Source organism: Methylobacterium sp. WL7, assembly GCF_008040085.1.
GTDB lineage: Bacteria > Pseudomonadota > Alphaproteobacteria > Rhizobiales > Beijerinckiaceae > Methylobacterium > Methylobacterium mesophilicum.
The window spans coordinates 44,884-65,606 of sequence record NZ_VRVG01000004.1; the positions used below are offsets into that span (position 1 = coordinate 44,884).

Annotated in this window: 18 protein-coding genes; 7 read left to right on the forward strand and 11 right to left on the reverse strand. The window is 69.2% G+C overall.

What is annotated here, in order from left to right:
- Positions 1-2: 2 nt before the first annotated feature.
- Positions 3-1,055 carry a hypothetical protein gene (locus tag FV233_RS01990; protein WP_147896472.1) on the reverse strand — a complete coding sequence of 351 codons (1,053 nt, stop codon included), beginning with the start codon at positions 1,053-1,055 and terminating at the stop codon, positions 3-5.
- Between the two features lie 977 nt (positions 1,056-2,032).
- On the opposite strand from FV233_RS01990, the gene FV233_RS01995 reads away from it, so the two are divergent.
- Both FV233_RS01995 and FV233_RS02000 read left to right on the forward strand, forming a co-directional pair.
- Entirely contained in the window at positions 2,033-2,869 is an 837-nt protein-coding gene (locus tag FV233_RS01995) for an ArsA-related P-loop ATPase (RefSeq protein WP_147854093.1), read from the forward strand.
- Positions 2,866-3,303, forward strand: coding sequence for a hypothetical protein (locus tag FV233_RS02000; RefSeq protein ID WP_147896473.1), 438 nt, complete (start codon positions 2,866-2,868; stop codon positions 3,301-3,303). The genes FV233_RS01995 and FV233_RS02000 overlap by 4 nt, the downstream gene beginning before the upstream one ends.
- A 159-nt stretch (positions 3,304-3,462) precedes the next feature.
- Here FV233_RS02000 and FV233_RS02005 read toward each other — a convergent pair whose 3' ends face one another.
- From FV233_RS02005 to FV233_RS02020, 4 genes are all read right to left on the reverse strand, one after another.
- Positions 3,463-4,506, reverse strand: coding sequence for a cytochrome c peroxidase (locus FV233_RS02005; protein ID WP_147896474.1), 1,044 nt, complete (start codon positions 4,504-4,506; stop codon positions 3,463-3,465).
- Positions 4,507-4,651: 145 nt separating this feature from the next.
- Complete coding sequence (gene pbpC / locus FV233_RS02010; RefSeq protein WP_187278038.1) at positions 4,652-6,712, reverse strand: penicillin-binding protein 1C; 2,061 nt, start codon at positions 6,710-6,712, stop codon at positions 4,652-4,654.
- A 153-nt stretch (positions 6,713-6,865) separates the two neighbouring features.
- A complete protein-coding gene (locus FV233_RS02015) occupies positions 6,866-7,084 on the reverse strand; it encodes a hypothetical protein (protein ID WP_147896476.1) in 219 nt (72 codons plus the stop codon).
- A 151-nt stretch (positions 7,085-7,235) separates the two neighbouring features.
- Positions 7,236-10,649, reverse strand: coding sequence for an acyl-[ACP]--phospholipid O-acyltransferase (locus FV233_RS02020; protein WP_147855830.1), 3,414 nt, complete (start codon positions 10,647-10,649; stop codon positions 7,236-7,238).
- A 506-nt stretch (positions 10,650-11,155) separates the two neighbouring features.
- Here FV233_RS02020 and FV233_RS02025 point away from each other — a divergent pair.
- Positions 11,156-11,773, forward strand: a complete 618-nt coding sequence (locus FV233_RS02025; RefSeq protein WP_147855831.1) for a LysE family transporter — start codon at positions 11,156-11,158, stop codon at positions 11,771-11,773.
- 183 nt (positions 11,774-11,956) lie between these two features.
- On the opposite strand, the gene FV233_RS02030 is transcribed toward FV233_RS02025, so the two are convergent.
- The gene (locus FV233_RS02030; protein ID WP_147855832.1) at positions 11,957-12,217 is read right to left on the reverse strand and encodes a hypothetical protein; all 261 of its coding nucleotides are present in this window, start codon (positions 12,215-12,217) and stop codon (positions 11,957-11,959) included.
- 194 nt (positions 12,218-12,411) lie between these two features.
- Here FV233_RS02030 and FV233_RS02035 point away from each other — a divergent pair, with 194 nt between their 5' ends.
- Positions 12,412-13,431 carry an SDR family oxidoreductase gene (locus FV233_RS02035; protein ID WP_147896477.1) on the forward strand — a complete coding sequence of 340 codons (1,020 nt, stop codon included), beginning with the start codon at positions 12,412-12,414 and terminating at the stop codon, positions 13,429-13,431.
- Between the two features lie 163 nt (positions 13,432-13,594).
- On the forward strand, positions 13,595-14,470 hold the full coding sequence (locus FV233_RS02040; protein WP_147857282.1) for an MBL fold metallo-hydrolase: 876 nt from the start codon (positions 13,595-13,597) through the stop codon (positions 14,468-14,470).
- Here FV233_RS02040 and FV233_RS02045 read toward each other — a convergent pair.
- From FV233_RS02045 to nthA, 3 genes are read right to left on the reverse strand one after another with little or no spacing between them, the layout of a single operon-like run.
- Positions 14,458-14,781, reverse strand: a complete 324-nt coding sequence (locus FV233_RS02045; protein WP_147857281.1) for a nitrile hydratase accessory protein — start codon at positions 14,779-14,781, stop codon at positions 14,458-14,460. The two genes, FV233_RS02040 and FV233_RS02045, sit on opposite strands and share 13 nt — an antisense overlap.
- The gene (nthB, locus tag FV233_RS02050; protein ID WP_147896478.1) at positions 14,778-15,437 is read right to left on the reverse strand and encodes a nitrile hydratase subunit beta; all 660 of its coding nucleotides are present in this window, start codon (positions 15,435-15,437) and stop codon (positions 14,778-14,780) included. Before nthB ends, FV233_RS02045 begins: the two co-directional genes overlap by 4 nt.
- The gene (gene nthA, locus FV233_RS02055; RefSeq protein WP_147855901.1) at positions 15,434-16,078 is read right to left on the reverse strand and encodes a nitrile hydratase subunit alpha; all 645 of its coding nucleotides are present in this window, start codon (positions 16,076-16,078) and stop codon (positions 15,434-15,436) included. The genes nthB and nthA overlap by 4 nt, the downstream gene beginning before the upstream one ends.
- Before the next feature lie 200 nt (positions 16,079-16,278).
- On the opposite strand from nthA, the gene FV233_RS02060 reads away from it, so the two are divergent.
- Both FV233_RS02060 and FV233_RS02065 read left to right on the forward strand, forming a co-directional pair.
- Positions 16,279-16,968, forward strand: coding sequence for a sigma-70 family RNA polymerase sigma factor (locus FV233_RS02060; protein WP_147855902.1), 690 nt, complete (start codon positions 16,279-16,281; stop codon positions 16,966-16,968).
- Positions 16,969-17,136: 168 nt separating this feature from the next.
- Complete coding sequence (locus FV233_RS02065) at positions 17,137-17,409, forward strand: hypothetical protein (RefSeq protein WP_147855903.1); 273 nt, start codon at positions 17,137-17,139, stop codon at positions 17,407-17,409.
- A 144-nt stretch (positions 17,410-17,553) separates the two neighbouring features.
- Here FV233_RS02065 and FV233_RS02070 read toward each other — a convergent pair whose 3' ends face one another.
- The gene (locus FV233_RS02070) at positions 17,554-18,945 is read right to left on the reverse strand and encodes an amidase (RefSeq protein WP_147855904.1); all 1,392 of its coding nucleotides are present in this window, start codon (positions 18,943-18,945) and stop codon (positions 17,554-17,556) included.
- A gap of 5 nt (positions 18,946-18,950) precedes the next feature.
- Complete coding sequence (locus FV233_RS02075) at positions 18,951-20,552, reverse strand: ABC transporter substrate-binding protein (protein ID WP_147855905.1); 1,602 nt, start codon at positions 20,550-20,552, stop codon at positions 18,951-18,953.
- Positions 20,553-20,723 lie beyond the last annotated feature (171 nt).

The following is a 20,723-nucleotide window of genomic DNA, read 5'->3' on the forward strand; positions in this document are numbered from 1 at the left end:
CCTCAGATCACCGGCAGGGCGTCGAGCCCGCCGAACAGGGCCGCGTGGCCCGCGTAGTAGAGGAACAGGAACAGCGCGAGGGCGGCCCCGTACCAAGCCGGCGCCAGCACCACGTGGCGGGCGCGCACCGCAATCCGCACGTCGTCGGCCGCAATCGCCAACAGCACGACGATGATCCCGGAATGCCCGATCGCGTCGACCTTGCCGAACTCGAACACCGCCGAGACGAAGATCGCGGCCAGGATGATCGCCGAGGCGCGCCGCACCAGCGGGGTCCAGAGCAGTGCGAAGGCCAGGGTGAACTCGATGACGCCGGCCGCCTGCATGAACAGTTCGGGGGTGGCGCCGAGCGTCATCTGCGGCTTGGCGGCGATCAGCGGTGCGGTCCATTCCGGATAGGCCCACTTCTCGATCGACGCCCACATCAGCGTGATGGCGGCGGTCCAGCGGACGATGTCGAGCGGACGCAGGCCGAACGGCGACAGGTCGAGGCCGCGGCAGATCAGGTAGACGGCCACCCCCAGGAAGATCGGGTAGTCGGCGAGGTGGAACACGCCGTACTGCGCCGTGGCGAAGCTGAACAGGAAGACGATGCCCAGGCCGGTGAGCGGCATGGTCCGCCGCCAGATCAGGCAGGCGGCCAGCGCGAGCTGGAACCACGGGATCCAGGCGACGTCGGTCTTGAGCTCCGGGGTGAGGATGATGCCGCCGAGTTCCCAGAGCGAGACGAAGAAGAAGCCCAGCGTGGCACGGACCAGCAGCTCGGTGTCGGTCCGGACCCGGGTGGTCACGCGATCCAGCGCGTTGAGCAGGGCGCCGCCCAGCGGCGTGCCCTCGGCCAGGCATCCGAACATCAGGCACACCAGGGCCAGCACGGTCAGCCCCTCGAAGTTGGCGCACAGCACCTGCTCGAGGCCCTGGGGCTGCCCGGCGACGTCGTAGGCGCAGAACCATTTGACGTGGGCCTGGGCCTCGCCGGTTGCCGCCAGGCTCGCGACTCCGGCGGTGGCGAGAGCGTATCCGGCTGACGTGCGCTTTGTCTTGATTGCTAGCATCGGAGCCTCACCGGTGCATGTCGACACCGTGGTTACCGCTCTATTTAGATAGGTTAATAGGCTTCTCGCCAATGGTTTATTAACGAATATGAGTGGAAGGTTAACGCTGTGGATTTCAAGCGTTGCTGGTTCCGCGACGGCCTGATCCCGCATCCTGAAACGGCAAGCCGTCCACCGTCCTGAGCTCCACCGGCAACCGCAATCGTGTTCCGGGACGGGATCTGCCGACGCGCCGTGAGCAGCGCGATCATGACGTTCCTCAATGATCAACATCCATCATTCGTGTATTTTAAAATATTTTTACTTCGATGTCGCCTTGATTTGCGCAACAAAAATCAAAGCCGTCAAATATTGAAGTATTATATACCGTGATTTGCTGGCTCTCATCGAAGTTGGAAACAATTTTTCAAAAATGAGTCTCCAAATTTGCGATCGATCTTGCGGATAAGCTGTCAACAGTTCGGATTATGGGCTTGCCTCGCGCGCCGCGCTGAGCGAACTCTCGGTCCTGCGCGACGCTGGCCAGACGACGAACGGACGCAGTCCCGCTGCGGCCCTGGGCCGGCAACGGAGTGCAAGGTTTGACGAGGGCAAACATTTCGGGTCCCGACCTGCACGGCGCGATGCCCCGGCGGGGCCACGTCCGGTTCCGCCATCCTGCGGCCTCTGCGCCGGGGCGCTGGCACCGCCGGACATCGGGCGGTGGACGAGCGGTCGGCCGATGCCTGGGCGGACCGGCGGCTTGAGCGTGCCCGGTCCACTCGCCCGCAACCGCGGCCCCGTTCTCCCGCCGTCGCGAGGCCCGTTCACCGCGTCCCAGTCGGCGATCGGCCGCGCGCAGGGGAGCGGCCCGGCTGCCCGCCGGACGAGCCCGGATCGACGATACCGACCCTGAAACCCCTGCAGGACCGTCCCGGCACGGCGCAGCGGCGCCCGCGCGGACACCGACCTGTGCCCATCAAGTCAAGGAGACTCTCATGATCGACGTCACGCAGCTCAAGGTTCCGGCCTGGTACACCCCGTCCGAGCTTCAGGACATCCAGCAGGATCTGCTCGGCCCGGGCAACACCAAGGTCCTGATCCTGTGCCTCGGCGGCAAGGGCGGCGTCGGCAAGACGACCATCGCGTTGCAGATCGCGGATCTCTGCGCCGAGGTCGGGCCGGTCCTGGCGGTCGACACCGACCCGGCCAACCGGCACTTCCACACGGCGCTGATGCGCGAGACCGATCCGGGCAGCCAGAACTTCGTGCCGCGCCGTCCGGGCGTGTCCTGCTTCCGGCAGCGCCTGCGGGCTGAGGACTCCACCGGCCGCGTCGATCCGACCTTGGTCCAGGACCTGATCGAGCGCGTGTCCGACGCGGCCGAGCGCTTCGTCGTGGTGGATTTCCCGGCGGGCGACACCGAGACGACCCGGCGCAGCACCGAGATCATTGTCGAGAGCTGCCGCGAGGAGAAGATTCGCCTCTGCGTGGTCGTGGCCGCCGGCGCCGTCGATCCCACCGCCCTCGACGTGCTCCGGGAGCTCCGTCCGCTGCTGCTCGAATGCGACCGGGCGATCCTCGCTAAGAACACCGCCCAGGCGACCAACTTCGATTATCTGGAGGCCTCCGACGTGGTGCGGCAGCTGCGGGCGCAACCGAACTTCCGCGCCACCGAGATCGAGCGGATCGGCGAGCGCCTGATCGAGGCGCTGCGGATCCAGCACACGACCTGGCTGGAACTAGCGACCACCGCGCCGATGCGCCTGCGCGTCGAGGGCCGGCGCCTGCGGCGCAACTTCCACACGGCCTGGCGCGAGGCCTTCCGTCCGTGAACAACCTCGAGCGGTTCTACCGGACGGTTCACGGCCGGGAGCTCCTGCCTTGGGAGCGCCAGCTCGCCGTGCGCGTCGCGGCCGCCCTCAACACCACCACGGACGACGATTTCGTCGTCCACCTGCTGCTGCTCTACAACGCCACCCACGTCATCAGCGAGATGCACAACGAGCTGGTCGCCGCGCGGGACGCCCTGTTCCAGGGCAACCGGGACCTCGCCCACGACCTCTCGGTCGAAGTGCGGCGCAACACCCGCACGGTCTACGTCCTTCTCGGCGTGATGTCGGCGAGCGTGCTGGCGAGCGTGTGGATCATCGTCAGCCTCGCGAACCTCTCCCACCGCTACGCGGGCATCGAGGCTCGTATCGGCGCCGCGCCGGAAGCGCGCGAGCGGCGCGCGACCGGAGTGCCGCAGCCTGGTCTGGCGCGCTGACGTTCGCGGTCGCGATCCTATGAGGGCTCGGCGTCGGTCGGCACACAACACGATGCGTGTCCGCGGGTTGGGTATCGCCGTAGCGCCAAAGCAGCCCGCGTGTCGTTCCGGGCTCGCCTGCGGCGCCCTGGAATGACGCGGTGATTTACGCTGCCGCCGTCACGGCGCCGGGGCCGCGGTCGTGAACGATGCCGTCGTCAGGTCGGGGGCCGCTTCGGTCGAGAGCGTCTTGAGGAACGCTAGCAAGTCCGCCCGCTCCGTCGCGCTGAGATGCAGCGGCTTGATCGCTCGGGAGCGGCTCGGCCGGTCGATCCCGCCACGGTCGTAGAGGTCGATCACCGCCTCCAGGGTCGCCAGCGAGCCGTCGTGCATGTAGGGGGCCCGGTGGCCGATCTCCCGCAGGGTCGGGGTCTTGAAAGCGTAGCGCAGGGCGACCGATGTGGGCTTGAAGCGGCCTCGACCGATATCGTTGCCGGTGCCGACCCCGATATCGTGGAACGAGTTGTCGGTGAACGACCAGCCGGAATGGCAGCCGGCACAGTCGGCCCGGCCGTTGAACAGGTCGAAACCGCGCTTTGCCGGCTCGGCGATGGCAGCTTCGTCGCCGGCGATCCAGCGGTCGAACGGGCTCGTCCCCGTCACGATCAGGCGCTCGAACGTCGCCAGCGCCGCCTCCAGCCGGTCCCGGGTGATGGCGGGATCGTTGAATGCGGTGGCGAAGGCGGCCGCGTAGCTCGAATCGGCGGACAGCCGGGCGAGCGCGTCGGCCATCGGCAGGTTCATGTTGGACGGCGAGATCATCGGCATCGCCGCGACGGATTCGAGGGTCTTGAACTTGCCGTCCCAGCCCATCGGGCCGTCCTGCCAGGCGATGTTGATCAGCGTCGGCGTGCGCAGGTCCATGTCGCCCTGCATCCGCGTCGCTGCGCGGGCGCGTCCGTCACCCCAGCCGAGATCCGGGAGATGGCAGGTGGAGCAAGACCGGGTGCCGTCTCCGGACAGGATCGGATCGAAGAACAGCCGCCGGCCCAGGTCGGCCTTGGCGGCCGAGTAGGGGTTCTCGTCCGGGAACGGGATCTCGGCGGGCGGCCGATAGGTCTCACGCCAGCTGGCCCGGCGCGGATCCGCACCGCCGCCGAGTCCGGCCGTCACACCCACCAACCCGAGAAGCCCCGCGATCGCGGCGCCGACCTTCCAAGCCATCACCGACCTCACCGGCCAGCATTAGGCCGGTATTCGTTGATGACCGATGAATCCCGCCATGAAGACTGACATCGTCGAGCGTATTGGTCCGCACATAATGTCGCGTCCCAGCGCCTCTGATCGTCGGCAACGCTGAGGCGCCACTTCACTCCAGGCGGATGGAGACGCTGTCGCTCGCTCCGGTGGCATCGAGAACCGAGATCCGCGCGAACCCGGCGCCGTTCGGGACCCACGCGGCCTGCCGGCGGGGCGTCTGGGTCACCGGCTGGCCATCGACCAGCCAGGTCAGCGGCGGGACGCCGCCAAGCGCCTTGAGGGCGAGGCCCGGACCACCCTCCCCGTGCCCGGCCTGCTCGGCCGCGAGGCCGAGATCGATCCGGGCCCCGTCCGGGGGATAGGCGATCTTGAGGGACGGGCCGGCCGTCTCCGCCCCGTCGCGCCGCAGGCGCCGGAGCGGCGGCGGCAGGCCGCCGGCCCCGGTGGCGCTCAGGGCGTTGCGGGGCTGCGGGACCGGCTCGGGCTCGATCCCGAGGCGCGCGAAGGCATCGAACAGGATCGGGGCCGCGGCGACGCGGCCGATGAGTCCGGGGACCGCGGCGCCGTCGGGCCGCCCGATCCAGACGGCCACGGTGACGTGCCGGTCGAACCCCGCCGCCCAGGCGTCGCGATAGCCGAACGACGTCCCGGTCTTGTAGGCGATGCGGCTCGACAATGCGTTCTCCGGCGGCGGCGTCCCGCGCAGGATGTCGGCGACGTACCATGCCGCCACCGGCTCGGTGACCCGGCGCTCCGCACCCGCTCCCGCGGCTCCCCCGGCCCGGCGCAGGACGTCGGGCACCCCGCCGCCCCGGGCGAGGCCGGCATAGAGCCGGGCGAGGTCGGTGAGCGTGATGCCGAGGCCGCCCAGCGCCACCGGCAGGCCCGGGGCGGCCTCGCGGGGCAGTTGGATCCCGGCGCCGGCCGCCCGCAGACGGGCGATGAAGCGCGCGGGCCCAACCGCCTCCATCAGCGCCACCGCGGGCACGTTCAGCGAGAGCTGCAGGGCGCGCCGCGCCGTGACCGTTCCCTGAAAGGTCAGGTCGAAGTTCTCCGGTGCGTAGCTGGCGGAGAACCGGGCGGGACGGTCTTCCAGCAACGTCTCGGGATGGGCGAGCCCGTCCTCGAAGGCCATGGCGTAGATGAACGGCTTCAGGGCCGAGCCCGGCGAGCGCACCGCCAGGGTCATGTCGATCGCGCCCCGGCGGCTCGGATCCAGGTAGCCGGGGCTGCCGACCTGGGCCAGCACCCGGCCGTCGCGGTTGTCGAGCACGACGATAGCTGCCGAGAGGGCCGGTCCGGTCGCGGCGGCGCGCTCGGCGGCCAGGTCTTCGAGGCGCGCTTGCAGCCGCCCGTCGATGGACAGGCGGATCACCGCCGTCCCGGGCTCGGCCGCGACCGCCTCCTCGGCGGCGTGGGCGGCCAGCATCGGGAATGGCTTGCGCCCGGCCGGTATCGGCTCGGCCTTGGCGGCGGCGGCCTCGGCCATGCTGATCAGCCCCCGCCCGGCCACCCGATCCAGCACCCGGTCGCGGGCGGCCCGGGCGCGCCCCGGGAAGCGGTCCGGCCGGCGGGTCTCCGGGGATTGCGGCAGGGCGACGAGCAAGGCCGCCTGGGCTGCCGTCAGCCGCGCCGGCTCGCGCCCGAAATAGGCCAGGCTCGCCGCCCGGACGCCCTCGAGGGGACCGCCATAGGGGGCGAGCGCCAGGTAGAGGTCGAGCAGCGCCGCCTTGCCGAGCTGCCGCTCCAGCGCCACCGCCCGGACCATCTGGCGGAGCTTGGCCTCCAGCGAACGCCCGTGGCGCGGCTCGACCAGGCGGGCGACCTGCATCGACAGGGTCGAGCCCCCCGACAGGATCCGGCCATGCCCCAGCCATTGGCCGGCGGCCCGCAGGATCGCCACCGGATCGACGCCGGGATGGGTCTCGAAGCGCCGGTCCTCGTAGGCGAGCAGCATCGCCCGGTAGCGCGGATCGACGGTCGCAGCTCTGGCCGGAAGCCGCCAGCGGCCGTCCGCGGTGGCGAAGGGGCGCAGCAGCGTGTCGGCCCGGTCGAGCACGACGGTGGAGCGTGCCGAGGCCGCCGCCAGGTCGAGGGGCGGCAGCGAAACGGCGTAGTGCCAGACCAGCCCGGCGCCGGCCATGACGAGCCCGGCCAGAAGCGCCGCCATCGCGAGGCCCCTGCGCACCGCACGGCGAAGCCGGGACGCGGCGGCCGCGCCGGGATCGGGCCCTTGGTGCGGCACGCATCCTCCAGATCCCCGGTCTACCAGAGCGCACAGATTCACCGATCCGCCGCGGCAGGCAAGGCCCGGGGCGCCGGCTCAGCCGATGCCGACGCCGCGCAGATCCGGGAAGGCCGGCCGGCCCGCCTGGGCCAGGTGGAGCGGGAACGGCACGACGTTGGACGACAGCATGACGGGCTCGATCGCGATGTTCTGCGGCGCGGGCTTGCGCGCCTTGCCGAGCTTGGCCCAGCGTTCGAGACGCCTGAAATAGGCCCGCCGCGTCAGCCAGATCGGAAATCGCCTGCCCTTGTGCATGATCAACCCCTCGTCGACACGCGCCTGAATCGCGAATTCCAGTCCATGATTCTCGATCACTGAAGATTGATCGAATCATGACTGTATTCGTGATACCATGCCAACGTGTCGCTGCACGCATCCCCCGTTTGGGGGACGCGGCGCGACAGGGTCAGGCCGCCGCCGTTTCCTTCGCTCGCTCGTGCGCGAGCTTGACCACCGAGACCTGATCGACCTTGCCGCTGCCCAGCATCGGGATCGCGTCCAGCACCACCACCTCGGCGGGGATCGCTACGTCGGAGGCGCCACGCTCCTTGGCGAAGCTCTGGTAGGCGGGGCGCGTCGCGCCCTTCTCCTGGGTGAACAGCACCAGCCGCTCGCCCTTGCGCGCGTCCGGCACCGCCGCGACCGCGCTCGGCTGGTTCGGCCAGAGTTCGGCGGCGAGCGCCTCGATGCCGGCGAGCGAAACCATCTCGCCGGCGATCTTGGCGAAGCGCTTGGCCCGGCCCTTGATCGTCACGAAGCCCATGGCGTCGATCGCCACGATGTCGCCGGTGTCGTGCCAGCCGCCCGGCGGCGGCTCCAGCACGCCGGGTTTTTCCGCCCGCAGGTAGCCCAGCATGATGTTGGGTCCCCGAACCGACAGGCGTCCGGCATCGTCGATTCCGGGCACCGGCTCCAGGCGGGTCTCGATCCCGGGCAGGATCCGCCCGACCGTGCCGAATCGGTTGAACATCGGCGTGTTGAGGGCGACCACCGGCCCGCATTCGGTGACGCCGTAGCCTTCCAGGATGCGCAGGCCGAACTTCTCGCCCCAGGTCTTGCGGGTCGTTTCCTTCACGGCCTCGGCCCCGGCCACGACGTAGCGCAGCGAGCGCAAGTCGTAGGCGTGCGCGGCCCGGGCGTAGCCGGCGAGGAACGTGTCGGTGCCGAACAGGACCGTGCTGTTGGAGCCGTAGATCAGCTCCGGGACGATCCGATAGTGCAGCGGCGACGGGTAGAGATAGACCGGCACCCCCGAGACCAGGGGCAGGACCAGCCCGGCGGTCAGCCCGAAGGCGTGGAACACCGGGAGCACGTTGAACACCTTGTCGGTCGGCCCGAAATCGATCCGGGCCGCCACCTGGGCCACGTTGGCGAGCATGCAGCGGTTGGCCAGCACCACGCCCTTGGGCGTACCCTCGCTGCCCGAGGTGAAGAGGACCGCGGCCGGATCCTCGCCCGTGCGCCGTACCAGAGGTTTGCGCCCGGCCAGCAGGGCGCGGATCTTGTCCGGCGTCGTGACGGTGGCGCGCACGTCCTCCAGGTAGATCAGTTCGACCTGTCCCTTGATCGCCTCTATCAGGCTGCCGAGCCGTCCTTTCTCGATGAAGGCCCGGGAGGTGAGGATCTTGTCGACCTGCGCCGCCCGGCACGCCGAGAGCACGTTGGCCGCGCCGGCGGAGAAGTTGATCATCGCCGGCACCCGGCCCGCAGAGGCCAGGGCGAACAGGGTCACGGCCGCGCCGTTGGCGTTGGGCAGCATCACGCCGATCCGGCCGCCTTCCGGGGCGAGCGACATCAGCTTGCGGCCGAGCACGTTCGCGCCGAGGACGAGGCGGCTGTAGGACAGGCGGCCGGTGACCGGGTCCTCGACGGCGGTGCGGCGCCAACCGTGGCGGTCCCCGGCGTCGATCAGCGCTGCCATCAGGCCCCGGTCGGTGTCGGCGGTGCGGAACAGCAGGTCGGACATGATGCCGTAGAGCGCCGCCCCGGCCGCCTGGCGCCGGGCCTTGCCGCGCAGCGCCGGGTCCACGGTGAGGCGCACCGGCGGCAGCAGCGTCACGGTCACCTTGGGCCACCAGCGATGGCGGACCTGCCCGCGGGACAGGCGCGAGAACGCGGTACGCTCCAGCCCGTCGATCTTCACCGGCACCACCATGGCACCCGACTTGTCGGCGATCAGCCCGGCGCCGTCGTAGACCTTCATCAGGCTGCCGGTGACGGTGAGCCGGCCCTCGGGGAAGATGATCAGCGTTTCACCGCTCTTGACCGCGTTGATCAGCGTCCGGGTGGCGAGCGGCCGGGTCGGGTCGAGGGGCATCGCCCTGGTCACCCGCAGGAACGGCCGCACCCACCAGCGCTGCGCGATCCCGCTGTCCACCGCGAAGACCGGCTCCTGATCGAGCAGCGACAGCGCCAGCGGCGCGTCGAGGAACGAGACGTGGTTGAGCGCCAGGATGCAGTTCGGCCCGGCCGCCGCGACGTTGTCGAGCCCGCGGACCTCCAGCCGGTAGAAGGCCCGGAACAGGATCGAGAGCGCGTCGCGGAACGGGCTGGTCGGCAGGGTCGCGAACACCACGGCGCCGACGATCAGGTTCAGCACGCCCACGAGCGCGAGTAGGCTCGCACTCGACAGGCCCGCACCCTGCAGGGCCGCCAGCGCCAGGGTGCCGGCCACCATGAACGCCGCGGTCACGACGTTGACCGCCCCGATGATGCGCGCCCGCATCGCCTTCTCGGTCCAGGCCTGCACGGCCGCGAAGGATGGGACGATGTAAAGGCCGCCCGACACGGCGAGGCCGAGGAAGCCGATCGCAGTGCGCAGGCCGTACCCGGTCTGCAGGAAGTCGGAAGGTCCGATCGCCTCTGCGGGCGGCGGCGGCAGGTGTCCGATCGTCCAGGCGAGGTCGAGGCCGAACAGTCCCATCAGTACCGCGCCGACCGGCGTCGGCAGGAGCACGATCCGGCCGCTGGCGAGCCAGGAGGCGAGCCCCGATCCCACCGCGATGCCGACGGAGAACAGCGCCAGCAGCAGGGTGATCACGGTCTCGGTGCCGTTGAAGGCGTCGCGCACCAGGACCGGCAGGAGCGACAGCACCACGACTCCGACCAGCCAGAACCAGCTCACCGTCAGGGAGCCGCGCCACAGGCGCGTGTCGGCCCAGAGGTCGCGCAGCAGCGAGGCCGTCGAGCGCGCCACGTTGCGATCGACGTGCAGGTCCGGTGCCCCCTCCCCGGTCGGCGGGATCATCCGGGCCGAGAGCCAGCACAGGACCGCGAAGCCCATCACCAGGGCACCGAACACCAGGCCGGAGCCGCCCATCGCCGAGGCCGCGCCGGCCGCGATGGTGCCGAGCAGGATCGCCAGGAAGGTCGCTGCCTCGACCAGCGCGTTGCCGGCCGGCAGCTCCTCGCGGCGCAGGTGGTCCGGCAGGATCCCGTACTTGATCGGGCCGAACAGGGCCGCGATCGTCCCGAACAGGCCCAGCGCCACGAACAATACCGGTACCGAGTGCAGCAGGAAGCCGAGCACCGCGGTGCCGGCCGCGAAGATCTCGGCGAACTTGAGCCGGCGGGCCATCAGCGCCTTGTCGTACCGGTCGGCCCATTGCCCGCCCAGGCCCGACAGAATGAAGAACGGCCCGATGAACACCGCGCTCGCCAAGGTGACCAGGACGCCGGCATGGGCATCCGCCTGCCCGCCGATCCCGAACAGGATCAGGAAGGCCAGCGCGTTCTTGAGGAAATTGTCGTTGAACGCCGAGAAGAACTGGCACCAGAACAGCGGCGCGAAGCGCCGGGCACTCATCAGGGAACGGAACATGGCGATCTCTCGGTTCCGAACCTGACTGGCCCACTCGATGCGTCGAGGTCAAATCGGACCTGCGTCACGCGGTGGTTGCGGGGCCGCCATACACCGTTTCGCGCGTCATTCCGACGATGTCGTCCTTACGCGCGCAAGGAAACGACCCGGTGATGCGCGATGGTTCGGGGATCGTGGGCTGCCCCGGGTTGCGCCGCTGCGCGTGTAAGGACGGTCAAGCCACGGCCAACCTGGCCCGCGGACATCGGGTGTGCGCCCTCAACCACAGGCGATGCGCGAGCAGCCGCGCGGGAGGTGCTTTGACCGCGCGGCCAACCTGAGGATTATTCCGGACATCTCCGTTCCCTCGCCTCGGCTATCTGTGGCGCACAACCGAGTGCCGTGAGCGATCTTAGGGCGCCCGACTCAAGACATTCCCGAACAAGCGCAGCTCCGGGATCTTGAAAAAGACAGTCCGGTATGAACTCCTGTCGCTGGCTGCCCGCCATCACCTCTGCGAGGTCACCATGACCGAACTGCTCGCCGTCATCACCATTACCATTCTGGCCGTGATAAGTCCCGGCCCCGACTTCGCGATGGTGACGCGGAACAGTCTTTTGCTATCGCGCCGCGCGGGATTGCTGACGGCGCTGGGCATCGGCGCGGGCGTATTGGTGCATGTCACCTATACGATCCTCGGCGTCGGCATACTGATCCAGCAATCCATCTGGTTGTTCAATGCGCTCAAGCTGGTCGGCGCAGCCTATCTCATCTGGCTCGGTATCAAGATGCTGCGCGCCGTGCCGACCTCGGATGCACCGTCCGCTGCGCCTGTCGTGCCGTCGGATCTTGAGGCGTTGCGCATCGGCTTTCTGACCAACGCACTCAATCCCAAGTGTACGGTCTTCGTGGTCAGCCTGTTCATGCAGGTGGTCCAGCCATCGACGCCGTTGGCGACGCAGATCGGCTATGGTGCCTTCATCTCGGGCGCGCACATCCTGTGGTTTGCGCTGGTCGCCCTGTTCTTCTCCGCGGGGCGTGTCCGGGATCGCCTCCTCGCCGTGCGCCACTGGATCGACCGGGTGTTCGGCGTCTTGCTGGTCGGGTTCGGGCTGTTGCTGGCGCGGTCGAGCGTGGCACGGTGATGGCGTTGAGCGGTCGCTGTCCGGAGCTGCCCTGTTTCTGAGATAGCGGGCGAAAACAGACAGCTCCTTCAGGGTGTTTGCGGCGGCGGATTGTCCCCCTGCCTCACGATGCTTGGTCTTTGCAGAGGTCGTTCTCAGAACAACCCCGTCGTCCCGGCCGCCGATCGCGCTCGCCTCGACTGCTCAAACCTTCCGGACGGTCCGGCCGTGCCTGTCGGCGAGCCTGCTGACCTGGCGTTCCATCAGGTTCCGCAGCGACGCGCCGACATCGTAGGACCAGGCGATGTAGGCCGCGATCGTCGCGCTCACCACCATCACGGCGCTGGCCGCGCAGATCGGCACCGCCAGCAACAAGGTCAGGACCAGGCCGACCGACATCCGCTCGCCGAGCGAGGCTTGCGGCCAAGGATCGATCGGTAGGGAGAACCGTCGTCCGTATCGCATGGCTGCGATCCTCGAAGGCCGGTCGCGCTGCGATGGCGCGCGACTACGCAGGATCAACAGCGCTCGGTGTCGGATGTTGCGCGCCGGGTTCCAAAAAGACCGGCGGCCGTGACGTTCCGGCACGGCGGTGCGGCGCAACCGTGGGCGTCGGCACCCGTTGCCGCTGCGATTTTCTCCACTCAGGCGAGGCCAGTATGGCACGGGTTGCAGTCGTTACCGGAGGGACCGCCGGAATCGGGCTCGCGACCGCGCATCGCTTCGCCGCCGGCGGATGGTCGGTGGCGGTGGTGGCGCGCGATCCCGCGCGGGTCGCCGCCGCCGAGCGAGCGCTTGCCGCCTACGGCCAGCCGGTCCTGGCGATCGCGGCCGACGTCGCCGATCCCGAGGCCGTCGATGCGGCCGCCGCCCGGATCGAGGCTGAACTCGGCCCAATCCGCGCCTGGGTGAACAATGCCATGGCGACCGTGGTGAACCCGGCCGACCAGATCACGCCGGACGAGTACCGGCGGGTCACCGAGACCACCTACCTGAGCCAGGTCTACGGTACGCTCGCGGCGCTCCGCTACATGAAGCGGCGCAACCGCGGCGCGATCATCCAGGTTTCCTCGGGGCTGGCGATCCGGGCGGCACCGCTCCAAGCGCCCTATTGCGCGGCCAAGTTCGCCGTCTCCGGCTTCACCGACGCCCTGCGGTGCGAACTGCTCCACGACAACGTCGCCGTCAGCCTCAGCGTGGTCTACCTGCCGGCCGTCAACACGCCGCAGTTCAACTGGGCGCGCAACCGCACCGGCCATCGCCAGTATGCCCCGGATCCGGTGTTCGATCCGCGGCTCTGCGCGGAGGCGATCGTGTACGCCGCCGAACATCCGCGCCGGGAGGTCTGGGTCGGGCGCTCGTCGATGATGATGGCCGCCGCGCAGGCGCTCGCCCCCACGCTGGCGGACCGCAAGGCTGCCACGATGTGGTCGGCTCAGCTGTCCGACACGACGATTCCGGACATGACGGGCAACCTGTTCGATCCGGTGCCCGGCGATGTCGGCATCGATGGGCGGTTCAACGACCGGATGAAATCGACCCGCAGCGAGTTCGTGACCAGCCGCACCCGCGACGCGGTGGTCGGTGGCCTGGCCGGGCTGGCGCTGCTGGGCCTCGCCGGCGCCGCCTTGGCGACCAGTCGGTCGCGGCGGGCTGCGCTACCCGACCGGACTCGCTAGACACGGTCTGGTTTCAAAAGGTCTGAGACCTTTTGCGGGTGCAGGGCAGTGCCCTGCGGTGGAGCTTCGCTCTGGATACTCAGGGGCACCGCCCCCGAACACCGCCAAAGGGCGATGCCCTTTGGAACCCCCCGGGATCATTCGCTAGGAGAGGCTTGAGACGATGCCCGGCTACCTGCCCTTCGCGGGCGCCCTGAATCTGCCCGCCTACACCTGCGACAATTGTGGGTTCTGGCAGCGCCATTTCGAGGCGCCCCCGTCCTGCCCGATGTGCCTCGACGCACGCCACGTGGTCCCGCAAGACGGCTGGCGGTTCCGCACCACCCGGGAGGCGCAGGACGCTTTTCCCTGCCACTGGCAGGAGCTGGAGCCCGGCGTGTGGCGATTCTGGAACGAGCCCGTCTCCGGCATCGGCCCCTCCGCCTACCTGATCCGGACCGAGAACGGGAACATGGGCTTCGAGGGCTGCCCGGTCTTCAGCGAGGCCGCCCTGGACCAGATCGAGACGCTCGGCGGTATGCAGGTGCTCTCGTCCTCGCACCCGCATGCCTACGGCGCCCTCGTGCAATTGCAGGACCGGTTCGACCCGGAATTGTGCTTGCCCGCGGCCGACTTCACGTGGAGTGCGGCGCTGCAGGTGAGCTGGCCCTACGACGACGTCCTGGAGCCTCTGCCGGGTCTGGAACTGCACCGCACCGCCGGCCATTTCGACGGTCACGCCGTTCTGTTCGACCGGGCGCGGAACATCTGTTTCTGCGGCGACGCGCTGAAGTTCGAGCTGGACCCCGCCGACCCGCGCCGGGCCACGACGATCTCGGCGCACAAGGCCTTCGTCCGCGGCGTGCCGCTTACCGCGAAGGAATTGGAGCGCTACCGCGCAGTCTTCGCACAATTCGAATTCGATCAGACCTGGACGCCCTTCGAAGCGGCGAAGAATTGCGGGCGGCGCGAGGTTCTGGCGCTGATCGACGCGCAATTGGCCGGCCGGCCGCACGCCGCCCCGGTGCCCCTCGACAGCCTCCTGGATCAGGGCCGGTAGAGCGGATCGTTCTCCAAACGGATCGGCTGACCGTGCGGCGTCGCCTCGGCGGCGCGGAGGAACGCCTCGGTCCGCCCCGCCACGCTGTCTGATGGTGCTACCCCGCGCTCCGCCAGGATCGTCTCCAGGGTCGCGAGCCAGGCGCCGTAATCGGCCGCCCGTTCCGGTCCGTCCGCCGGCCGTATCTCCCGGCCGAGCCGCTCGGCCCATTCGGTCCAGGTGAAGAGCCCGGCCTCCTGCAAGGATACCACCAGGGCGAAGACCTGCGCTTCCCAGGGAGCCGCGAAGGCTTTGGGCGACGGGGCGATCACGCCGCCTCCAGGTAGGGTTCGAACGCCGCCACCGTGACGATCCCGCCCGGGTCGCCGCTGTCGCCCCACAGTTCCCGGGCCGTGAAGCTGACGGTGTACAGCCACGTCGGGTTCTCGCCCGCGCCGTAGGCGTTGGTATCGGGATACACGAAGGCGCCGTCGATGCGTTCGATCCGGCCCCGCCGCCCGCGGACGTAGCGCGGCAGCCGCGTATGCCCGGTCGGGTGGACGTTCCGGGCGAGGACGGCGTCGCCGACCGCGAAGCGGGCGGGCGCGGCGGGATCGCGGCTGCTCGGGAAGCCGGCCCGGAAGCGTGCCTCCAACCCGTCCCGGGCGAGCACCCGCGCCACCGGCTTGGCCGACGCGGAGGCCCGACCCGCCGTGATCTCGTCGGGCGTGGCGAGGCCCGCGGCGGAGATCTGCTTCTCCAGGGCCGCCAGCCAGATCTCGTAGTAGCTCGACGCGAGATATTGCGCGGGCGGCAGCGACTCGCGGTTGGCCCGGCTGCCGTCGAGGTTCCAGGCACCGGTGTAGCCCATGGCCATCGCCATCGCGAAGACGCGACGCTCCCACGCGGCGTGAAACACCGGCTCGTCCGGCTCGGGCACCACCGGCCCGAAGCCGTGTGCGCCGCCGAGGTCCTGGGCGCCGTTCATCGCGGCATCTCCGGCGGGGGCGACCCGGGCAGGCCCGTACCGATCATCGCATCGCGGGTGACGAGGGCGGCGAGAGCCTCTTCGGACAGGCCCTCGGTGTCGGCAGGGCGCATCGGGAGGACCATGTAGCGGGTCTCCGCGGTGGAATCCCAAACGGTGATCTGCGTCGTCTCGGGGATGGTGACGCCGAACTCGGCCAGGACGCCGCGCGGATCGATCACCGCCCGCGCCCGATAGGGCGGTGCCTTGTACCAGACCGGCGGCAGGCCCAGCACCGGCCAGGGGTAGCAGGAGCACAGCGTGCACACGACGAGGTTGTGGGTCTCGGGGGTGTTGGCCACCGCAACCATGTGCTCGCCGCCGCGACCGCCGATACCAAGCTCGGCGATCGCCGGGGTGGCGTCGGCCAGCAGCCGGTCCCGGTAATCGGGGTCGACCCACGCGCGGGCCACCACCCGGGCACCCGCATGCGGCCCGACCTTGGTCTCGTAGAGCTCGACCAGGGCGTCGAGGGCGGCGGGCTCGATGTAGCCCTTCTCGGTCAGCAGAGACTCGAGGGCGCGGACCCGCGCCTCGATCGGCGACAGATCGCTGCCGTGCGGGTGCTCATGGTCGTGGGTGTGGTGGTGGTCCTGGCTCATCCCGGTCTCCTGGCGACCTGCATTCTGCATCGTCGCGCGCTCGGCCGCCACAGGGACGGCGCAAAGGCCGTCCTCGGCGTTCAGCAAGTCTGCGTAAATTACCCATTGCTGTCAGGAGCGTTTGGTAACGGTTCAGGATTGCCGAGATACCGAGTTAGAGACATTCCAATATACCAAGACTTCGGCCGCCGGGAACGCGCATGATCGATGATGGATCGAACCCCTCGGGCAGCACCCCGCCTCGCTACGCCACGATCCTCGGCCAGCACCTCGCCCTGCCGATCCGGGACTATTTCCAGGTCGTCGAGCAGGACCCGCTGCCGCCCCAACTCGCCGTCCTCATGGAGCGCTTCGAGGCGGCCGTGGCGGCGCACGGTCAGGTCGTGGCGTTCGACTTCCGCAGCGATATCATCAAGGCGCTCCCGGCGCTGCGCACCTTCGCGCTGTCGCTCGTCGGCGACGTGAGCCGGGCCGACGACCTCGTTCAGGAGACCTTCGTGAAGGCCTGGGCCAACCAGGCCCGGTTCCGGCCGGGGACGAACTTCACCGCCTGGCTGTTCACGATCCTGCGCAACCAGTTCTACTCGGAGCTGCGCAAGAACCGGCGCGAGGTCGAGGACGTGGATGGCACCCACGCGAGCCAGATGACAAGCCTGTCCGACCAGGAGGATGCCAGCACCCTCAAGGTCGTCTGGAAGCGGCTCGGGACCCTCCCGGCGGCACAACGGCAGGCGCTACTCTTGGTCGGCGCCGAGGGCCACACCTACGAGGAGGCCGCGAGCAAGCTCGGCTGCCAGGTCGGCACCGTGAAGAGCCGCGTCAGCCGGGCGCGGTCGTCACTGCTCGATACGCTCGGCGTCGTGGTGTCGGGCCAAGCGCCGGCTGCCTGAGCGCGCGGGTTCGCGCCGTGTCTCGACGGGCCGTACCATAAATGGCCGTGTCACCGTCCGCGCCGACCAAGCCGAGCCGTAAACCCGCCCGGAATGGGCCGGGGTGCTAAGATGACTGCAAGACGTTGCCGTGCATGATCGTTGCGGTCCCATAGGTGGGAATCGCAGATGGCTCCGACATCCCAGGAAGACGACAGCACAGCGCAGTGGTGGCAGGCACACCCCGTGAGCGTTGCGTTCTGCGCCTGCTTCCTCGCTCTCGCTTGCGTGGCGGCGACGTGGTGGCTCGGTCTCCTCGCAGAAGGTCCGGCTCTGATGTCCGGCTTCCTCTGTGTGGTCGTGCTGATCGGCTTTCTGCACGTGTGCTTCCAGCCGCCGATCCGTCTTCTAAAATCGCTCGCGGCCCTGATCGTGTGGATTTGGGGTTGCTTCAACAAGTAATGCGCGACGCCGCTTGGTCCGGCATCACCACTTGAGCACAGGTGCGACTGTGCAGCTTTCACGCATTCTCGCCGCATCGCTCTTTTCCGATGAGCTGGAGAACGAGGCGGCGACGATCGTCCGGACGACCCGACGCCCGGCTCCTCACACCGGCGGGCGGCGCAGATGCCAGTCGGTCGCCCGCTGATAGGCTTGGCCGATCCGTAGCGCCGTCGCCTCGTCGTAACCCCGGCAGACGATCTGCAGCGACAGCGGCAGACCGGCGGCGGTGAACCCGTCGGGCAGTGCCAGGGCGCAGAGGTCGAGGAGGTTCCCGAAGCGGGTGAACCGGGACGGCAGGTGCGTCTCGTCGACCTCGGCGAGGGCTACGGCGGCGCATTCCGTCGTCGGCGTCAGCAGGGCGTCGATCCCATCGAGGGCGGCGGCGTAGGCGAGCTTCATCGCGGTGCGGCGCTGGAGCGTGCCGAGATACTCCTGGGCGGTGACCGTCGCGCCGGCGAGGATCCGGGCCCGCACGGCGTCGCCGAGTTGCGAGGCCGGGTCCTCCGCGAGGGCGCCGTTGACGAAATAGGCCTCGGCGTTGGTGATCCCGCTCATGGCGACGCAGTCGCTGAACCGGAACGGCAGGACGACATCGACGATCTCGGCCCCCTGCCGGGCCAGCAGATCGAGGGCAGCATCGTAGGCCTGCAGCATGTCGGGGGCGACACCGTCGCGCTCGACCGCCGGCATGCGCCCGAGCCGAAGGCCGCGTACGCCGCGGTTGAGGATCGACCAGGGCGCGTCCGGGGCGATCCCCCGGGTCGTGGGATCGAGCGGGTCGGGACCCGAGATGGCTTCGTAGAGGAGCGCGGTGTCCTCGACGGTGCGGGCGAGCGGGCCCGGCGTGTCCAGCGTGGTCGAGAGCGGCACGATTCCCCACGTCGAGACGCGTCCGACCGTCACCTTGAGGCCCGTGAGCCCGCAGAAGGATGCTGGCAGGCGCACCGATCCGCCCGTGTCTGTACCGATGCCCCAGGGAGCCATCCGGGCCGCCACCGCGACGCCGGTACCGCTGCTCGACCCGCCCGGTGTGCGCGGCGTCTCCGGATCCCAGGGGTTCCAGGGCGTGCCGAGATGCTGGTTGGTGCCCCAGCCGCCATAGGCGAACTCCACCGTGTGGGTCTTGCCCAGCACGATCATGCCCTGCGCGATCAGCCGGCGGGCGATAGTCGCGGTGCGCTCCGCCCGGCGCGCCCGGTGGGCGGCCGAGCCGCCCATGGTGATCCGCCCCTCGAGGTCTATTAGGTCCTTAAGCACCACCGGGACGCCGTGAAGCGGCCCGACTGCGTGGCCCGACCGGATCGCCCGGTCGGCGCCCTCGGCGGCCAGGCGTGCATCGGCGGCGAACACCTCCGTGAAGGCCTGGAGCTTCGGCTCCATCTGCTCGATCCGGCCGAGCAGCGCCTCGACCGCGTCGACCGGGGACAAGGACTTCGAACCGATCGCCCGGGCGAGTTCGGCCGCGGACGCATCGACGGGATTCAGGTCTGCCATCGGGATCACTGCACGCTGACGAGGGTGAGGTCGACGAACCAGGATTGCGGGGAGACGAAGCCGTGTATCTTCTTCGACATCCCGCGCGGGTTGAGGTCGTGCACGATGAACAGCCAGGGCGGGTTGTCCACCAGCCGCTCATGGGCGAGCGCCGTCTGCGCGTCGATCACCTTCCCGTCGTCGGTCTCGGCGAGCGCCTTGAGGGCGGCGTCGAACGCCTCGTCCTTCCAGTTCGGGAAGTTGAAGCCGCCGGGCGGGAACCGGTCGCCGGCGAAGTAGCGTGCCATCACGCTGGGGTCGGACGAGGGCGAGGAGACGTTGAGGGCCATCGAGCCCTGCAGGCTCGGGGCGTCCGGCAGCGCCCGGCTCGAATTCAGCAGAACCTGCCACTCGACCACGTTGAAGCTCAGCTCGACGTTGCAGGCCTGCTTCAGGTTCTCCTGCAGGTACTCGTTCATCGGCATCGGCAGCATTTGGCCCGAGCCCGAGGACGAGATCATCACTTTGAGGCTGAGCGGTTTTTTATCGGAATAACCCGCCTCGGCCAGCAGCGCCTTGCCCTTTGTGGCGTCGAACACGTACCGGTTCTTCGGGCTGCCGAAATTCGGGTCCTTGTCGTTGAGCCAGCCCGAGGCCGGCTCGGCTGTGCCGTTGAGCAGTTCGACGATGGCGGCCCGGTCGACGCAATAGTTCAGCGCCTGGCGGACGCGCACGTCCTTCAGCGGGCTGTCCTTGGCGCCGATGTTGAAGATGTAGGGCCAGACATGCGGGTAGGAGCCCGTGGTGATGGCGAAGCCCGCCTGCTTCAGGGATGGGATCGCGTCGGGCGCCGGCACCTCGATCCAGTCGACCTGCCCCGACCGCAGGGCGGCGACCCGGGCATTCGCCTCGGGGATCGGCATCAGCCGGACCTTGTCGACCTTGGCCATCCGGTTCGGATCCCAGTAACCGTCGAACTTGGCCAGATCGACCGATTCCCGCGGGGCTACGCGGGTGATCTTGAACGGGCCGGTACCGGCCGCCGGCAGCGCCGCGACCTTGGCCCAGTCGCGGCCCGCCTTCTCGAACGATTGGGGCGAGGTGAACAGCAGGTAGACGACCATGTCGGGGAAGTACGACGCGACCTGCGTGGTCGTGATCTGCACGGTGGCATCGTCGATCTTCTTGTAGCTCCCGACCAGGGGCGCCCGGGCCCGGGAGATGCCGGCCCCCTGCGGTTCGAATTGCGGGCTGTCGTTCTTGAAGTAGCGGTCGAGGTTCCAGACCACCGCGTTGGCGTTGAACGGGGTGCCGTCATGGAAGCTGACGCCCCGGCGCAGGTGGAAGGTCCAGATCGTCTTGTCGTTCGGATCCTGCTCCCAGCGCTCGGCCAGGGCCGGGACGATGCCGGCGAGCTTGTCGGTGCTCTTCAGGTCCCACTGCACCAGACCCTCGAAGATCGGGTAGCCGAGGAAGCGCATGCCCTCGAAGCCGTTGTTCGGCATCCCGGTGGCCGTGGGGATGTCGGAGGCCGTCATGGCGATGCGCAGCACGCTCTCGGCCCGGGCCGCGGGCACCAGGGCGAAGGAACCAGCCAGGGAGGCGGCAATCAAGCGGCGAAGTTTCATCGGATCCCGTTCGTCCAAGTTGCGGGACACCAGCGGCAAATCTCGCGCCAGATCGTGCGATAGTCCAGGCGCCCGATGACCGGGCAGCGCGCGTTTCGGCCCTTGCGCTCGGCACGGGCTGCGCCACGATAATAAAGAATGCGATTCGCCGGACGCCCGAGCCGGACCGGA

Excerpts from the sequence above, each read along its gene's own strand:
- FV233_RS02035 (WP_147896477.1), top strand. The coding sequence starts at position 12,412 with ATGGCACGGGTTGCAGTCGTTACCGGAGGGACCGCCGGAATCGGGCTC.
- pbpC (WP_187278038.1), bottom strand. The coding sequence starts at position 6,712 with ATGGCGGCGCTTCTGGCCGGGCTCGTCATGGCCGGCGCCGGGCTGGTC.
- FV233_RS02060 (WP_147855902.1), top strand. The coding sequence starts at position 16,279 with ATGATCGATGATGGATCGAACCCCTCGGGCAGCACCCCGCCTCGCTAC.
- FV233_RS02040 (WP_147857282.1), top strand. The coding sequence starts at position 13,595 with ATGCCCGGCTACCTGCCCTTCGCGGGCGCCCTGAATCTGCCCGCCTAC.
- FV233_RS02030 (WP_147855832.1), bottom strand. The coding sequence starts at position 12,217 with ATGCGATACGGACGACGGTTCTCCCTACCGATCGATCCTTGGCCGCAA.
- nthB (WP_147896478.1), bottom strand. The coding sequence starts at position 15,437 with ATGAACGGCGCCCAGGACCTCGGCGGCGCACACGGCTTCGGGCCGGTG.
- FV233_RS02015 (WP_147896476.1), bottom strand. The coding sequence starts at position 7,084 with ATGCACAAGGGCAGGCGATTTCCGATCTGGCTGACGCGGCGGGCCTAT.
- FV233_RS02075 (WP_147855905.1), bottom strand. The coding sequence starts at position 20,552 with ATGAAACTTCGCCGCTTGATTGCCGCCTCCCTGGCTGGTTCCTTCGCC.
- FV233_RS02070 (WP_147855904.1), bottom strand. The coding sequence starts at position 18,945 with ATGGCAGACCTGAATCCCGTCGATGCGTCCGCGGCCGAACTCGCCCGG.
- FV233_RS02020 (WP_147855830.1), bottom strand. The coding sequence starts at position 10,649 with ATGTTCCGTTCCCTGATGAGTGCCCGGCGCTTCGCGCCGCTGTTCTGG.
- FV233_RS02005 (WP_147896474.1), bottom strand. The coding sequence starts at position 4,506 with ATGGCTTGGAAGGTCGGCGCCGCGATCGCGGGGCTTCTCGGGTTGGTG.
- FV233_RS02065 (WP_147855903.1), top strand. The coding sequence starts at position 17,137 with ATGGCTCCGACATCCCAGGAAGACGACAGCACAGCGCAGTGGTGGCAG.
- nthA (WP_147855901.1), bottom strand. The coding sequence starts at position 16,078 with ATGAGCCAGGACCACCACCACACCCACGACCATGAGCACCCGCACGGC.
- FV233_RS01990 (WP_147896472.1), bottom strand. The coding sequence starts at position 1,055 with ATGCTAGCAATCAAGACAAAGCGCACGTCAGCCGGATACGCTCTCGCC.
- FV233_RS02025 (WP_147855831.1), top strand. The coding sequence starts at position 11,156 with ATGACCGAACTGCTCGCCGTCATCACCATTACCATTCTGGCCGTGATA.
- FV233_RS01995 (WP_147854093.1), top strand. The coding sequence starts at position 2,033 with ATGATCGACGTCACGCAGCTCAAGGTTCCGGCCTGGTACACCCCGTCC.